At 59.9% G+C, this 15,761-nt stretch carries 15 protein-coding genes; 12 read left to right on the top strand and 3 right to left on the bottom strand.

The window, feature by feature from the left end; translation table 11 throughout:
* Positions 1-32 precede the first annotated feature (32 nt).
* Positions 33-1,220 (top strand): galactarate dehydratase, encoded by a 1,188-nt coding sequence (locus tag PH562_RS05705; RefSeq protein ID WP_285171967.1) that lies wholly within the window; start codon positions 33-35, stop codon positions 1,218-1,220.
* Positions 1,221-1,307: 87 nt separating this feature from the next.
* On the opposite strand, the gene PH562_RS05700 is transcribed toward PH562_RS05705, so the two are convergent.
* From PH562_RS05700 to PH562_RS05690, 3 genes are all read right to left on the bottom strand, one after another.
* Complete coding sequence (locus PH562_RS05700; RefSeq protein ID WP_285171966.1) at positions 1,308-2,618, bottom strand: MFS transporter; 1,311 nt, start codon at positions 2,616-2,618, stop codon at positions 1,308-1,310.
* 163 nt (positions 2,619-2,781) lie between these two features.
* Positions 2,782-2,988, bottom strand: a complete 207-nt coding sequence (locus PH562_RS05695) for a KTSC domain-containing protein (protein WP_113231097.1) — start codon at positions 2,986-2,988, stop codon at positions 2,782-2,784.
* Positions 2,989-3,103: 115 nt separating this feature from the next.
* Positions 3,104-3,535: a VOC family protein gene (locus PH562_RS05690; protein WP_285171965.1), complete on the bottom strand. Its 432-nt coding sequence runs from the start codon at positions 3,533-3,535 to the stop codon at positions 3,104-3,106.
* A gap of 69 nt (positions 3,536-3,604) precedes the next feature.
* Between PH562_RS05690 and PH562_RS05685 the strand changes: the two genes are divergently transcribed.
* From PH562_RS05685 to PH562_RS05635, 11 genes are all read left to right on the top strand, one after another.
* A complete protein-coding gene (locus PH562_RS05685; protein WP_285171964.1) occupies positions 3,605-4,186 on the top strand; it encodes a TetR/AcrR family transcriptional regulator in 582 nt (193 codons plus the stop codon).
* 195 nt (positions 4,187-4,381) lie between these two features.
* Complete coding sequence (locus tag PH562_RS05680; RefSeq protein WP_113231094.1) at positions 4,382-5,368, top strand: BMP family protein; 987 nt, start codon at positions 4,382-4,384, stop codon at positions 5,366-5,368.
* Positions 5,369-5,383: 15 nt separating this feature from the next.
* The gene (locus PH562_RS05675; protein WP_285171963.1) at positions 5,384-6,808 is read left to right on the top strand and encodes an amidase; all 1,425 of its coding nucleotides are present in this window, start codon (positions 5,384-5,386) and stop codon (positions 6,806-6,808) included.
* Positions 6,805-8,331 (top strand): ABC transporter ATP-binding protein, encoded by a 1,527-nt coding sequence (locus PH562_RS05670; protein ID WP_285171962.1) that lies wholly within the window; start codon positions 6,805-6,807, stop codon positions 8,329-8,331. The genes PH562_RS05675 and PH562_RS05670 overlap by 4 nt, the downstream gene beginning before the upstream one ends.
* Complete coding sequence (locus PH562_RS05665) at positions 8,321-9,370, top strand: ABC transporter permease (protein ID WP_285171960.1); 1,050 nt, start codon at positions 8,321-8,323, stop codon at positions 9,368-9,370. Before PH562_RS05670 ends, PH562_RS05665 begins: the two co-directional genes overlap by 11 nt.
* Positions 9,367-10,308, top strand: coding sequence for an ABC transporter permease (locus PH562_RS05660; RefSeq protein ID WP_285171959.1), 942 nt, complete (start codon positions 9,367-9,369; stop codon positions 10,306-10,308). The genes PH562_RS05665 and PH562_RS05660 overlap by 4 nt, the downstream gene beginning before the upstream one ends.
* 15 nt (positions 10,309-10,323) lie before the next feature.
* Positions 10,324-11,616, top strand: a complete 1,293-nt coding sequence (locus PH562_RS05655; RefSeq protein ID WP_285171958.1) for an amidohydrolase family protein — start codon at positions 10,324-10,326, stop codon at positions 11,614-11,616.
* A gap of 254 nt (positions 11,617-11,870) precedes the next feature.
* Positions 11,871-12,755, top strand: a complete 885-nt coding sequence (locus PH562_RS05650; protein WP_285171957.1) for a dihydrodipicolinate synthase family protein — start codon at positions 11,871-11,873, stop codon at positions 12,753-12,755.
* A gap of 20 nt (positions 12,756-12,775) precedes the next feature.
* Positions 12,776-13,435: a GntR family transcriptional regulator gene (locus PH562_RS05645; protein WP_285171956.1), complete on the top strand. Its 660-nt coding sequence runs from the start codon at positions 12,776-12,778 to the stop codon at positions 13,433-13,435.
* Between the two features lie 59 nt (positions 13,436-13,494).
* Positions 13,495-14,826, top strand: a complete 1,332-nt coding sequence (locus PH562_RS05640; protein WP_285171955.1) for an ABC transporter substrate-binding protein — start codon at positions 13,495-13,497, stop codon at positions 14,824-14,826.
* A complete protein-coding gene (locus PH562_RS05635) occupies positions 14,826-15,761 on the top strand; it encodes a carbohydrate ABC transporter permease (RefSeq protein WP_285171954.1) in 936 nt (311 codons plus the stop codon). Before PH562_RS05640 ends, PH562_RS05635 begins: the two co-directional genes overlap by 1 nt.

Raw genomic sequence — 15,761 nt, 5'->3', positions numbered from 1 at the left:
GCATTCATGTCAATCGATAGAAGGAAGATAAGATGAAGATCGACCGCATGCGGGTTTTCGTGACCCGCGACAAGGATCGCCCGCGCGTTATCGTGGCGCTGGATACGGATGACGGACTGACCGGCTGGGGCGAGTGCTACAACCACGGCCCCGATTTGGCGCTGCCGCCGATCCTCGACTATCTCTACGGTTTCCTCTCCGGCCAGGATCCGAGCCGCATCGACTATCTGGTCAATCTGCTGATCCAGCAGAGCCGCTTCCCGCCGGGCGCGCTTGGCCTTTCGGCCATTTCCGCGCTCGATCATTGCCTTTGGGACCTCTCGGCAAAGGCGCTTAATGTTCCGGTCTATAAGCTGCTCGGCGGCGCGGTGCGCGATCGCATCAAGGTCTATGCCGGCGTCTACACCGCACCGGACGCGCCGGCTGCCCGCGACGAGCTCGACCGGTTGAACGCTGAATGGGGCTTTACCGCCTTCAAGCTCAGCCCATGGCGCATCGACATGCACGCTCATCGCTGGGGCAATGTCGTCAAGGCATCGGCCGACTATTTCCGTTCGCTGCGCGAGACCGTGCGCGACGATTATGAGATCGCCTTCGACGCCCATGCGAAAATCTTCGAGCCGGTCGCCGCTCGCCAGCTCGGTAATGCGCTGGCTCCTTACGATCCGCTTTTCTACGAGGAGCCGCTGCGGCCCGAAAACATCGAGATGTGGGGCGAGCTGAAACAAGGCCTCAATTGCGTGCTCGCGACCGGCGAATCCCTTTATAATCGCAACGAGTTCCTGCGCCTGCTGCAGGTCAAGGGCGCCGACCTCATCCAGCCGGATATCTGCGTGGTCGGCGGCATCAGCGAGATGCGGCGCATCGCGACGCTCGCCGAGGCGCATTTCGTCGGCGTTGCTCCGCACAACCCGATGGGACCGCTCGCGACTGCCGTCAACGTGCATTTCTCGGCCGCCGCGCAGAACTTCAAAATCCTCGAATACAGGCTGCCGAAAGGCCAGGCCTATGTTTATGGCGGCAACGAAGTCGAGCAGCGACAGGGCGAAACCCGCTATGTCGTCGATCCCTATCTGCCGAAGGACGGCTACCTCGAGCTCAGGCCAGACCGACCCGGTTGGGGCGTCGACATGGACGAGAAGGCCATGGAAGAGGAGGGCTACATCCATTGGCAGCGGCGCGTGCCGAAGCGCCCGGATGGCTCCTACGCCTTTGCGTGAGCTCGCCATCAGCAGTCACTTGAAAATTGGGGCGGCCATCAGGCCGCCCCTCTCATTCGAAGAAAGCTTTCGCTGGGATAGGCGTAATCATTTCACGCGTGCTGCGCCTGAATTGCCGAGATCTTCAGGTCTAGGCGTGCGCGGCACCATGCGCCCAACCACGAGAACCAAAAGTGCCGCTGCCAGCAGGCAGGCCGCAAGGAAGAACATCGGCGCGATCGTGCTTCCTGTGGAATCCTTGATCCAGGGAACGACGTTCTGGGCGATAAAGCCGCCGAGATTGCCGACCGAATTGATGGCAGCAAGACCGGCGGCAGCCCCTGCCCCCTGCAGGAAGCGCGATGGCAGGCTCCAAAACACCGGCTGGCCTGCGAAGATACCGGCGGCTGCGATGGAAAGGAAAGCAAACTGCAGCGTATGGTCGGGAATAACGGCGGATAACACCAGGCTTACGGCACCGACCAGCGCGGGAATGACGATATAAGGCGTCTTGGAGTCGGTCTTGTCCGCCGCCGCCGGCACAGCATAGAGAGCGATTGCAACGAGAAGCCATGGAATGATGTTCAGGAAGCCGTTCGTCGTATTGCTGACGCCGAAATTCTTGACAATGGTCGGCAGCCAATAACTGAGACCATAGGCGGCGAGCGGAAAACCGATATAGCAAAGCGCCATCAGCAGCACGCGTGGATTAACCAGTGCCTTGAAGCCATCAGCGGCGTTCTGCTCCATATCCGAATTTTCCACCGCGAGCCGGTCCTTCAGCCATTTCTTTTCCGTATCGTCGAGGAACGGCGCCTTGGACGGCAGGTCTGGCAGATAAAACAGGGTGACGAAGCCGGCAAGGATGGCGGGAACACCGGTCACCAGGAAGACCCATTGCCAGCCCGCAATTCCATAAAGCCCATTCAAGTCCAGCAGCACGCCGCCGAGCGGCGCACCGATCGCATTGGCAAAGGCGCTGAAAATCATGAAAAGCCCGACCATCCTGCCGCGATAGGCAGATGGATACCAAAGGGTCAACAGATAGAGCACGCCTGGAAAGAATCCGGCCTCGCAGGCGCCCAGCAAGAAGCGGAGAACATAGAACATGGTCGCATTCTGCGTATAGGCAAGCGCGACCGTGACCGCTCCCCAAGAAATCAGAATGCGCGCAAACCACCTGCTGGCTCCAAACCTGTCGAGAAGCAGGTTGCTCGGCACCTCGAAGATGAAATAGCCGATAAAGAACAGCGACGCACCAAGACCATAGGCATATTCGCTCATGCCAAGCGCACCGACCATATCGAGCTTGGCGTAACTGACATTCTGACGATCGATATAGGCGATCAGATAGAGGATGCCCAGAAAGGGCATAAGCCTCCAGGTGATCTTGGAAATAAGTTGCTTTTCATCAATCACGCCTCTTCCTCCCTGAAAGATGGTTATGATTGATATAGATAGCGCAACTCAGCGTTTATCAATGCGCCGAGACATAAAGGTCGTTCCGCCGGTGGAATTCGCGACGGAAACAACGAGTCAGCTCTTTCGTAACGAGAATGCCGATCAGCCGGCGGCTCGCGCCTCAGGCGACGCGTTCGAACTGGGTGCGGATATGCTCGATATAGTGCTGGCCGGGCGATGGCGCCTTCACCATGGCGATCGCCGCCTTCTGCGGAACGCCGGTGAATTGACGTTCTTCGCCATTTCTGAAGCGGATATAAAGCCGCCCGTCATCCGGGCGGAAATAGACTGATTTGATGATTTTTGACGAAACCGGGAGCTCTTGCATGGGTCACCTTACCTTTGCCGGTTTTGTCGCATGAAAAGCGAAATATTGGGTGAAGCGACCTAGTTAATCAAAGATAGAGTTGCATCGCTCGATTTTATCGATTGCACCCAACACCTTAACGATCCTGCGACAAGGCATTCTCGGCATAGAGAGATGCAAACTCAGCACTCGGCGATATCGGCTTGATGATGTCGATCAAAACACCGTTCGGATCGGATGTTATGAAATGACGTTGACCGAAATCCTCGTTGCAGATGGCAAGCAGGATCGGCAGGCCAGCCGGCCGCAAGCGCTCGTGAACGGCATCGACATCGTCTACTTCGAAGTTGAGCAATAAGCCTGCGACCTTACCGCGTCCCCGCAGCGGAATCGTCTCGTGCTGCCCGTTTAGAATGGCGAGATTAATAGTGCTGTCTTCAGCCGACTGCAGATGGACGTACCAATCACTGGTGAAATTCTCCTGGAAGCCGAAATGCTTCACGTAGAAGGCCGCCGTCTCCTCGACGCGCTCCGTCATGATCACCGGATAATAGCTCGTTACCTTCATGCTTCACTTCCTCCCCCAAAAGACATACAATCTGCCTGTATTATTTCGGATAACATACAGGCTGCATGCATGCAAGATCCGCGCTCCAATCGTGAAAGAACCGAAAAGACCAAGGCCGCACTCATCGCGGCTGCACGGGTCTTGTTCGTGGAAAAGGGCTATGCCGAGACGTCAACGCCAGAGATCGTTGCGGCAGCCGGCATTACCCGCGGCGCGCTCTATCATCATTTTGAGGACAAGCGCGCGCTCTTTCGCGCTGTCGTCAGAGAGGAAGCCCTCGCCGTGAAAGCCGCTATAGAGAAGGCGACCCCTGATCAACTTGCGCCACGCGCTGCTCTTATTGCCGGTAGCAATGCATATCTCGACGCCATGCAAATTAACGGCCGCACCCGGCTTCTACTGATCGAGGGGCCGACCGTGCTGGGTTTTATGGAAATGAAACAACTGGACGAGGAAACGACGGCCCTCGCCCTAAAGGAGGGATTGGAAGTAGCGCTCAGTCACGGCCGCAAATCTGGTACTCCGGTCGACGCGCTTGCCGATATTCTATCGGCCGCCTTCGATCGGGCCGCTCTTGCGATCGATGCCGGCGGCGACGCTAACCGCTACCGTCAGGCGATCGGCCATATGATCGAACGGATCGCCGACTGACGCGCTCATTCGTCAACCTCTACCAGACCGTTGTGCGTGGAGCGATGAAATAGCAACCTAGCCGGCTGCCTGGAGCCACCGGCAACTGGCAGATACTTGTCGTCCGCATATTATTTGAGCACCCGGGTCGCTTGACACTTTTTTAGCCCCCTCCTATGATTTTTACCAATTGATCAAAAAGCAGGGGAACTGAAAATGACCAATGAAATCATACTGTCACGCCGTGCCGTCATAGCCTCCGGCATTGCCCTTGGCGTCAGCGCGCTGGCGCCGGCCGCACGCGCTGCCGCACCGCTCAAGGTGGCGGGCATCCATGCTTCGCCGGTCGAAAACGCCTGGAATTCCTGTCTTCACAAGGCGCTGCAGGACGCGGCCAAGGAAGGCGTTATCGAATACGTCTTTTCCGAGGGCGTCTCCGGCACGGACTATCCGCGCGCCATGCGCGAATATGCCGAACAGGGCAACAAGCTGATCATCGGCGAGGCCTATGCCGTCGAGAAGGAAGCGCGCCAGGTCGCCGCCGATTATCCGGATACCGCCTTCGTTCTCGGCTCCAGCGGCGAAGCAGCCGGCAGCAATTTCGGTGTCTTCGGCACCTGGAACTATGACGGCGCCTATCTCGCCGGCATGCTGGCGGGCAAGATGACCAAGTCGAACGTCGTCGGCTCCGTTGGCGCCATCCCGATCCCGGAAGTCAACATGCTGATCAATGCCTTTGCCGCCGGCGTCAAGGCGGTTAATCCCGACTGCAAGCATCTCGTCTCCTTCATCGGCACCTTCTTCGATCCGCCGAAGGCGCGCGAAGCCGGCCTCGCGCAGATCGACGCCGGCGCCGACGTTCTCTTCGGCGAACGCATCGGCACTGCGGATGCCGCCAAGGAGCGGCATATCAAATCGGTGGGATCGCTGATCGATTACACGCCGCGCTATCCGGATACCGTTTTTGCCAATGCCATGTGGTATTTCCGCCCCATTCTCAATGCCGCAATCGCCGATGTCGCCGCCGGCAAGCCGGTGGGCCGCAACTACACGGCCTATGGCCTGATGAAGGAAGGCGGAAGTGATATCGTCTATGTGAAGGGCACAGCACCAGCAGAGGCGGAAGCTGCAATGGAAAAGGTCCGTGCCGACATCAAGGCCGGCACCTTCGAAGTGCCGAAGGTAGCGGATCAGCCGAAGTAACTGCCCGGCGCGATCATGGGCAGCCCGTCATTCGCCGATGCCACGGAGCAGGCCGGCGCCATCAAATCCGGCACGCTTACCTGCGTGGATGCCATGCAGGCTGCGCTTGATGCCTGCGCCAAGCAAGGTGAGCTTGGCGCCATTACCTATGTCAATCCTGAAACAGGGCTTGCGGCAGCGCTCGCCTTGGATCAGGAGGCATCCGTACATCCAGACCGCTTTGCGGGGCGAGCCTTTGCCGGAGTGCCGACGGTCGCCAAGGATCTCGGCGGCCCCTTCCCGGGACTGCCGGTGACGGCTGGCTCTCGCCTGTTCGCCCACACCGGTCGGGGCGAGGACAGCGATTTAGCGCGACGTTTTCGCGATGCCGGCCTCTGCGCCTTCGGCTTGAGCACCAGCCCGGAATTCGGCTTCTCACTGGCCTCCGAACCGGCAATCGGCCCGATCTGCCGAAATCCGTTGGATCCTAGCAGAACTGCCGGCGGCTCATCAGGCGGTGCCGCGGCAGCGGTCGCCGCCGGTATCGTGGCGATCGCGCATGCAACGGATGCGGGCGGCTCGATCCGGGTGCCGGCCGCCTGCTGCGGCCTTGTCGGATTGAAGCCGACACGCGGCGCCGTGCCCGCCGGCCCCTCCTTCGGCAATCATCTCGGCGGCATCGCCAGCGAACTTGCGGTCACCCGCTCCGTGCGCGACACCGCAGCGATCTTCGATATTGTCCGGGGAAGGGCAAGAGGGCCGTACGCGGACATCGTTCAACACCCGGCCAAAACGGGCAAACTTCGCGTCGGTCTGCTTACCGATACCGGACAGCGCTACGCTATCGAGTCGGATCGGGCCCAAGCGGTGGAAGCAGCGGCCAGGTTCCTGGAAAGCCAAGGAAACGAGCTGATATTCATCCGTTGGGATGAGATGGACAGCGCCATCCAGGCCAGCGCCCGTGCCTTTGGTGATATCATCTCCGTCAATATCGCCGGCCTGATTGACGGTCTCAAACTGGACGTGCGCCTCGTGGAGACGATGACGCAAGCCTTCGTCATGCGTGGACGCGCCATGCCGGCAGCAGCCCTTTGGAGCTCCCTCAATGGCGCCGTGAAGGCCAGTCGCATTCTATGGGAGATCTTCGATAGGGTGGATGTCATCGTGATGCCCATGCTCGCCTCGGCGCCGCCATCCATCGGGTCCTTTCCGACAGATCATTCGGACACGGAATTGCACCTCGAGCGCATGACATCCTTTGCGCCTCTGGCCTCGCTCGCCAACATATCCGGCTTTCCGGCGATCACGCTTCCCTTCGGTGAAGATACGCAGGGATTGCCGCTGCCGATCCAGATGATGGCGCCCATGGGTGAGGATAAGCTGTTGCTGCAGCTTGCATCTGCGCTCGAGGCCGAGCAACGGTGGCAACACCGCTTCCCGATTGCAGGCTTCGCGACATGACCACAGCCGTTCTTACCATCGAAGGTGTCAGCAAGCGCTTCGGCAGCACCCTCGCCAATGACAATATCTCGCTGTCCTTGGCAAAAGGCGAGATCGTTGCCCTGCTCGGAGAAAACGGCGCCGGCAAGACGACGCTGATGAGTATCCTCTTCGGCCACTATGTGCCCGATACCGGCCGCATCCTGATCGACAATGTGGAACTGCCACAGGGCAAGCCTCGCGCCGCAATTCGGGCTGGTGTCGGTATGGTGCATCAGCATTTCTCGCTGGCGCCGAACCTGACGGTGCTCGACAACATCATGACTGGCACCGAGAGGTTGTGGTCGCTCACATCCCAAATTGCGGCGGCCCGCAACAAGCTTCTGGCGATCTCAGAACGTTTCGGCCTGAAGGTCGACCCCGATGCCCGCCTCGGCGATCTCTCGGTCGGCGAGCAGCAGCGGGTGGAAATCCTGAAAGCGCTCTACAATGATGCGCGCATCCTGATCCTCGACGAGCCGACCGCCGTTCTCACCCAGATCGAGGCGGAAAAGCTCTTCTCGACGCTGAAACAGATGGCCGCACAAGGCCTGTCTTTGATCTTCATCTCCCACAAGCTCGATGAAGTCATGGCCACGGCCGACCGTATCGTCGTCCTGCGTGGCGGCAAGGTTGCGGCCGAAAGGCAGGCATCTCAGACCAGCAAGGCCGAGCTTGCCGAACTTATGGTCGGACATCGCGTCACGCGCCCAACTCGCGAGAAAAGCATCCCCGGCGCTATTGCGCTCGAAGCCCGCGACATCACGCTCAAAAGCGGCGGCGTCGAGCGCCTGAAGAAGATCAGCTTTCATGTCCGCGCCGGCGAAGTTCTGGGCATTATCGGCGTGTCGGGTAACGGCCAGGCGCCCCTGGGGCAAATCCTGTCCGGCACCGCAAACCGTTCCTCCGGTGAACTCCTTCTGTTCGGCAAGCCCGTCGGCGATCTTGATGTGGCTGCGGTCATCGATGCAGGCATCGGTCGCATTCCGGAAGACCGAAATCGTGATGGTGCGATCGGCGAAATGGCGATCTGGGAGAATACCGTGCTCGAGCGCCTGTCTTCCTATTCGAAACATGGTCTGGTCGACCGCGGTGCCGGCATGGCCTTCGCGCAGGATATCATCGAGGCATTCGATGTGCGCGGCGGCAGTGCGGCAAGCCGCACCCGGCTGCTGTCTGGCGGCAATATGCAGAAGCTGATCCTCGGCCGCAATCTCCATGAGCGACCACGAATCCTCATCGCCGCCCAGCCGGCGCGCGGACTGGATGAAGGGGCCGTAGCCGCCGTTCACGGACGCATTCTGGAAGCGCGCCGACAGGGTACCGCCGTTCTATTGATCTCGGAGGATTTGGACGAAGTGATCGCCTTGGCCGATCGCATCCAGGCCATCGTCGGCGGTCGTCTTTCGGCACCAATCGATGCCGGTGAGGCCGATGCACGCCTGCTGGGATTGATGATGGCTGGTGAGTGGAAGGAAAGAAGCGGGGCCGAACATGCGATTTGAACGGCGCGAACACCGCCCACTCTACATGATGGTCCTGGCGCCGCCGCTTGCGGTCATCGCGGCCCTGGCGCTCGCCGGCATCTTGATCGCGATTGCCGGAGCGCCTGTCCTCGAAGCCTATCGGCGGATTTTGCTTGGGGCCTTCGGGTCGCGGCTTTCGGCAACGGAGACATTGACGCGTGCAACGCCATTGATCCTGACGGGTCTTGCTGCCGCCGTCGCCTTTCGTGCTCGCCTGTGGAACATCGGCGCCGAGGGGCAATTCTATTTCGGCGCCATTGCCGTTGCGGCTTTCGGGTCGAAAATACTTGCCGGGTTGCCCGGCTCGGTCCTTATTCCGCTGTTGATGATGATCGGCGCCATTGCCGGCATGATCCTGATCCTCGTGCCGCTATGGCTGCGGCTACGCTTTTCCGTCGATGAGGTCGTGACGAGCCTTATTTTGAATTTCATCGCCGTTCTCTTCGTCTCCATGCTGATCGACGGCGTGCTGAAGGACCCGACGGCATTCGGCTGGCCGCAATCCCAGGCGCTTGGCGATCACGCCATGCTGCCGAAGCTGATCGCCCGATCGCGCCTTCATATCGGCTTTACGATTGCAATCCTCATTGCTGCGATCGTTTATTTCATCCAGTCGCGCACGGTCTTCGGCATGCAGTCGCGAGCAGCCGGCCTCAATCCGTCAGGCGCCGTCTTCGCCGGCGTTCGCCTCGGCTCGACACTCGTCAAGGTCGCCTGTCTCTCGGGCGGGCTTGCCGGCCTTGCCGGCGCGATCGAAGTCATGGGCGTCAAAGGTTACGTCACGACCGATCTGTCGCCAGGCTTCGGCTATGCCGGCATCGTCGTTGCCATGCTTGCAAACCTCAACCCGCTCGGCGTCGTCCTTGCGGCGATCTTCACCGCAACCATGTTCGTCGGCGCCGACGGCATGAGCCGCAGCCTCGGCATCCCCACTTACATTGCCGACGTCACGGTTGCCCTGTCGCTGTTGACCATGCTCATCGCCTTGTTCTTCACGCAGTACAGGATCCGCCGATGAGCACGCTGGCCGATATCATTGCTTCAGCCGGACTTTGGGCTGCCGTGCTGCGGATTGCGACACCCTTGATCTTCGGCACACTTGGCGCGTTGCTTTGCGAGAGAGCCGGCGTTCTCAATCTCGGCATCGAGGGCATCATGACCTTCGGCGCGATGATCGGCTGGCTCTCCGTCTATCACGGCGCCGATTTATGGACCGGCCTACTGATCGCGGCAATCGCCGGCGGCATTTTCGGACTTCTGCATTCGGCCCTGACGGTGACGCTCGGCCTGTCGCAACATGTTTCAGGTCTCGGTGTGACGTTGTTTGCATCCAGTTTCAGTTACTATATCTTCCGGCTGATCGTTCCGGTCGCTGGGACGCCGCCGACCATCACGCCGTTCCAGCCGATCGCCATTCCCGGTCTTTCCACCTTGCCCTTCATCGGCCCGGCGCTTTTCACACAGACGACGCCGACCTATCTCGCAATCCTGGTCGCGCTGGTCATGGCCTATCTGATCTTTCGCACGCCCATCGGGCTTGCGATCCGCATGACGGGTGAGAACCCGCATGCGGCCGAGGCTCAAGGCCTCAACCCGATGAAGATCCGCTACGGCGCCATCATTACCGGCAGCGCGCTGATGGGCATGGGCGGCGCTTTCCTGACGCTTTCCGCCTTTAACAGCTTCTTTCCAACGATGGTGCAGGGCCGCGGCTGGATCTGCATCGCGCTCGTTGTCTTTTCGTCCTGGCGGCCGGGCCGGGCGCTGTTCGGCGCCCTGCTCTTCGCCTTCTTCGACGCTTTCCAGCTGCGCCTGCAGACGGCGGTGCAGGGTGTGCCCTATCAGATCTTCCTGATGACGCCCTATATCCTGTCCATCGTTGCCCTTGCCGTCATGAGCAGGCGTGCCCGCGTGCCACAGGCGCTGATGCAACCCTATCGCCGTGGTGAAAGATAATCCGAGGAACCGTTCATGTTCGATCTGATCATTCGCAATGCCAATCTGCCTGATGGCCGCAAGGGCATCGACATCGCGGTTAAGGACGGCAAGATCGCAGCAATCGAAGCCTCGATTGTCGCCGAGGCAAGGGAAGAAATCGACGCGACCAATCGGTTGGTGAGCCCGCCCTTTGTCGACCCGCATTTCCATATGGATGCGACGCTTTCGCTTGGCCTGCCGCGCATGAATAATTCCGGCACGCTTCTGGAGGGCATCGCGCTTTGGGGAGAGCTGCGCCCGATCGTAACGAAGGAGGAGCTTGTCGACCGCGCATTGCGCTACTGCGATCTCGCCGTCACCCAAGGCTTGCTCTTCATCCGCAGCCATGTCGACACTTCCGATCCGAAGCTAGTGACGGCCGAAGCGCTTCTGGAGGTGAAGGACAGGGTCAAGGCCTATATCGACCTGCAACTCGTCGCCTTCCCACAGGATGGATACTACCGCGCCAAGGACGGCGTTGCCTCCCTCTCGCGCGCACTCGATATGGGCGTCGATATCGTCGGCGGCATTCCGCATTTCGAGCGGACGATGGATGAGGGCAGAGCCTCGGTCGAGGCGCTTTGCAGGATCGCCGCAGATCGCGGCCTTCCCGTCGATATGCATTGCGACGAAACCGACGATCCGATGTCGCGTCACATCGAGACGCTGGCGGCAGAGACGGTCCGTTTCGGGCTACAGGGCCGCGTTGCCGGCTCACACCTGACCTCGATGCATTCGATGGACAATTACTATGTCTCCAAGCTCATCCCATTGATGGCAGAGGCGAAGATCAACGTCATCCCCAACCCACTCATCAACATCATGCTGCAAGGCCGCCATGACACCTATCCCAAGCGCCGCGGCATGACGCGCGTGCGCGAACTGATGGATGCCGGGCTCAATGTCTCCTTCGGCCATGATTGCGTGATGGACCCCTGGTATTCGATGGGCTCCGGCGACATGCTCGAGGTCGGCCACATGGCCATCCACGTCGCACAGATGGCCGGCATCGAAGACAAGAAGAAGATCTTCGACGCACTAACCGTCAACTCCGCCAAGACGCTCGGCCTTGAAGGTTACGGCCTGGAAAAGGGCTGCAATGCCGATTTCGTTGTGCTGCAGGCTGTCGACACGCAGGAGGCGCTGCGCCTGAAACCCAATCGCCTCGCCGTCATCAAGCGCGGCAAGATCATCGCCCGCTCGGCGCCGCGGATCGGCGAGCTTTTCCTCGATGGTCGACCGTCAAAGATTGATGGCGGGCTCGATTACGTCCCTGCATGCGGCTAACAGATCACCTCCTGAGCCACACGACCAACCGATGGGGCTTAGGTCTTGCTCTCACCCATCATGGGATCTCGTAACATTCTCGCTGCTTGATCCCCGATAGGCTCCGTGAAATTCCCTCCATCAACCGCTTTCCATTGCCTACCACCGCTAATTCGACATCCGCGTCATCACATATGCGCAACTGACATAAACTTCGCTTTACAACTAACATGTCAGTATGCTACGCACTGATCCCATAAGATCGGGAGGATCGGATGAGCGAGAATTTTGGCCTGTCGGCCGCCTTGGCAACACCCTTTGACGCGGATGGCGAGATTGCGATCCCAGGCGTGATCGAACAGGCGAAGCACTGCCTTGCCAATGGCTGCAAGAGCGTCACCCTTTTCGGCACCACAGGCGAAGGCGCGTCGATCGGCATGCAGGAGCGCAAACAGGTTCTGGCCGCCATGATCGCCGCCGGCATCAAGCCCAGGCAGATCGTCATGGGCGTACTGGTCGATGCCGCCGAGGATGCTGCTGCACAGGCTGGACAGGCCCTGGCGCAGGGTGTCCGCAACATTCTCCTCGCGCCGCCCTCCTACTTCAAGAATGTCAGCGACGACGGCCTCTTCAAATGGTTTTCGGCCGTTTTCACCATGCTGGGCACGCATGCCCGCGACGTGATCGTCTACAATATTCCGTCGGTGACGATGGTGCCGCTCTCCATTTCCCTCGTTGGTCGCCTGCGCGACGCATTTCCGGAGGTCGTCGTCGGCGTCAAGGACTCCTCAGGCGATTGGCCCTATACCGAGGAATTGCTGAAGACGCATGGCGATCTCATCATTCTGATCGGCGACGAGCGGCATCTGGCCCGCGGCGTTCGGCTCGGCGGACAGGGAGCAATCTCCGGCATGGCAAATCTCCTTCCTCGCGAAGTTCAGGCCATGGCGGAAAAGGGCATCGACGACGCCAATGTGGAGCGCTTCGTCGGGCAACTGCTGAACTATCCGGTCATCCCCTCGATCAAGGCCATTCTCGCCCGTTTGACTGACAACGATAGCTGGCTCGCTGTACGTCCGCCGCTCGTGGCATTGAACAGCCAAGATTCCGACACGCTCTTTGCTGCTTTCGGCGCACTGTTTCGCGCCAAAGCAGCCTAACCGATCAGCCGGAGCTGCCGATGGACGGACCAGGCGAACAGACGACGTTGAGAGAGAAAGCCTATGAGAGCTTCACGCGCCATCTTTTGGCACGCGACGTTCGTCCCGGGCAATTCATCTCGCAGCGGCGGCTTGTCGAACTGACGGGACTAACGCTCGGCGCGATCCGCGAATTGATCCCGCGCCTGGAAGCGGAAGGGCTGATCAAGACGGTTCCGCAGCGCGGATTGCAGATCGCCCATATCGATCTGGATCTGATCCGCGAAGCCTTCCAACTTCGTCTCTTTCTGGAAAAGGAAGCCGTCGCGCTTTTTACCCATTCAGCATCGGACGAGACGATTGCCAAGCTTTTGAAGGACCATCGCGATATCGCGGATGCCATTCGGGCCGGTGACAGCTCGCAGGAGCTAGAACTTCACGCGCAGTCGGTGGATTGGGGCATGCACGATGCCTTCATCGATGCGCTCGGCAACACGATCATCTCGAATGCCTATCGCGTCAATTCGATCAAGATGCGGCTGATCAGCCAGGACAGGTTCCGCATCAACGGCCATGTCGGTCCGGTCATGGAAGAGCATCTGAAAGTGCTCGAAGCCATTGAGAGGCGCTCAGCCGAAGAGGCGGTTACCGCGCTGGTAGCCCATATCGGCGGAGCGCGAGATCGCGCGTTAAAGATGTAAACAGTTTTAGATAACAGGCCGCGAATGAGGAGATTTTCGGCCAAAGGAGGAGGAACGCAATGTCATCGCCATTTTTCAATCCGACACGTCGCGGCTTCATGGCCGGCACCGCCGCACTCGGCGCGGCAAGCCTTTTCGGTGTCCGCACCGCCTCGGCAGCCGTCGACTGGAAGCGCTTTTCCGGCACGACGCTCGAAGTCAATCTGGTCAAGAGCCCGCGCAGTGAGACGATCCTCAAATATCTGAGCGAGTTCGAAGCCCTGACGGGCATCAAGGTTAATGCCGAGGCGACGCCCGAGCAGCAGCAGCGTCAGAAGACAACGATCGAGCTCAGCTCCGGCAAGCCAAGCTTCGACGTCGTCCATCTGAGCTACCATGTCCAGAAGCGCCAATTTGAAAAGGGCGGCTGGCTTGCCGATATCAGCGGCTTCATGAAGGACCCGTCGCTCACCGATCCCTCGCTGACGGAAAGCGATTTCGCCGAGGCCGGCCTGAAATTCGCCAAGGATTCCTCTGGCGTCATGCGCTCTCTGCCCTTCTCGGTAGACTATTGGATCGTCTACTGGAACAAGGCCCTATTCGAGAAGAAGGGCCTCGCCTATCCCGAAACCTTCGAAGATATGGCGAAAGCCGCCGAGGCGCTGACAGATAAATCGACCAATACCTACGGCTTCGTCGCCCGCGGCCTGAAGAATGCCAACGCGCCGGTCTGGACGACCTTCATGCTCGGCTATGGCACCACACCGCTTTCGGCTGACGGCAAGCTGCAGACGGAATCGCAGGGTGCCGTCGACGCCGCCAAGCTCTATCAGCGCCTGATGACGAAATCGGCACCTCCCGGTGTTTCCGGCTTCAACTGGGCGGAAGCGCAATCGGCCTTCCTGCAGGGCAAGATCGGCATGTGGGTGGATGGTGTCGGTTTTGCGCCGCCGATCGAAAACCCCGAAAAATCCCGTGTCGTCGGGCAAGTCGGCTACGGCGTCATGCCGAAGGGGCCGAACGCGCAGGCAGCGGCGACGACCGGCGACGGCCTCGGCGTGACGGCTGCCAGCCAGAAAAAGGAAGCGGCCTATCTCTTCTGCCAATGGGCGATCTCGCACGACATGGGCGCGCGCCTCCTGCAGGCCGGTGCCGGTGTTCCCTTCCGCCAGTCCATCCTGGAGGATCAGAAGGTGCGCGAGGGCGTGAAGATGCCGGGCGCCTGGCTCGATGCCGTCGCCGGCTCCGCGAAGGTCTCTCAGCTGGCGCTACCCGTTATCATCCCGGTCACTGAGTTCCGCGACATCTATGGTGTCGCGCTGACGAACATGATCGGCGGCGCAGATCCGGCAGCCGAACTGAAGACGGCAACCGCCCAGTTCGAGCCGGTTCTGGCGCGAAGCGAGGGATAATGGCCTCCGTGAGCATCGAAGATACTGCCGCAAAAGCAGCCGCAGGAAAGGGCAAGCCGCGAAGGCTTGCTCCCAACTACTGGCCCTTCGTCATCCCCGCATTGATCGTCATTGCCGCCGTCATCGTCTTCCCATGGGTCTTCACCCTCTGGATGAGCGTGAACAAGTGGACGCTCGGTCAATCGCAGAGTTTCGTCGGCTTGGACAATTATGTCCGGCTGGCGACCGACACGCGTTTTTGGGAATCCCTTTGGCACACGGTTCTCTATACCGTGCTCTCCGTCGTCGGCCCCTTGATCTTCGGAACGCTGGCGGCACTGATCTTCGATGCGAACTTTCCGCTGCGCGGGTTCCTGCGCGGCATCTTCGTCATGCCGATGATGGCAACTCCTGTCGCGGTGGCACTCGTCTGGACCATGATGTTCCATCCGCAACTCGGCGTGCTCAACTACTTGCTATCGCTTGTGGGCATCGGACCGCAGGAGTGGATCTACAATCAGGCGAGCGTCATCCCCTCCCTCGTCCTCGTCGAGGTCTGGCAGTGGACGCCGCTGGTCATGCTGATCGTGCTCGGCGGCCTCGCCTCCGTGCCGCGCGAACCCTATGAAAGCGCCGAAATCGACGGCGCCAATGCCTGGCAGAAGTTCCGCTACCTGACGCTGCCGATGATCTCGCCTTTCCTGATGATCGCCGTCATCATCCGTGGCATCGATGCGATCAAGAGCTTCGACATCATCTATGCGATGACGCAAGGCGGCCCGGGAACGGCATCCGAGACTATCAACATCTACCTCTATAACACCGCCTTTTCCTATTACGATATCGGCTATGGCTCGGCCATGGCAGTGGTGTTCCTCATCATCATCGTCGCGCTTTCCTTCATCCTCCTGATGATGCGGCAGCGAACCAAATGGACTGACGCGGAGGAACATTGA

This window comes from Rhizobium centroccidentale (assembly GCF_030182565.1).
GTDB lineage: Bacteria > Pseudomonadota > Alphaproteobacteria > Rhizobiales > Rhizobiaceae > Rhizobium.
Note: the sequence above shows the minus strand (reverse complement) of the source record. Positions and strands in the feature narration are given on the sequence as shown.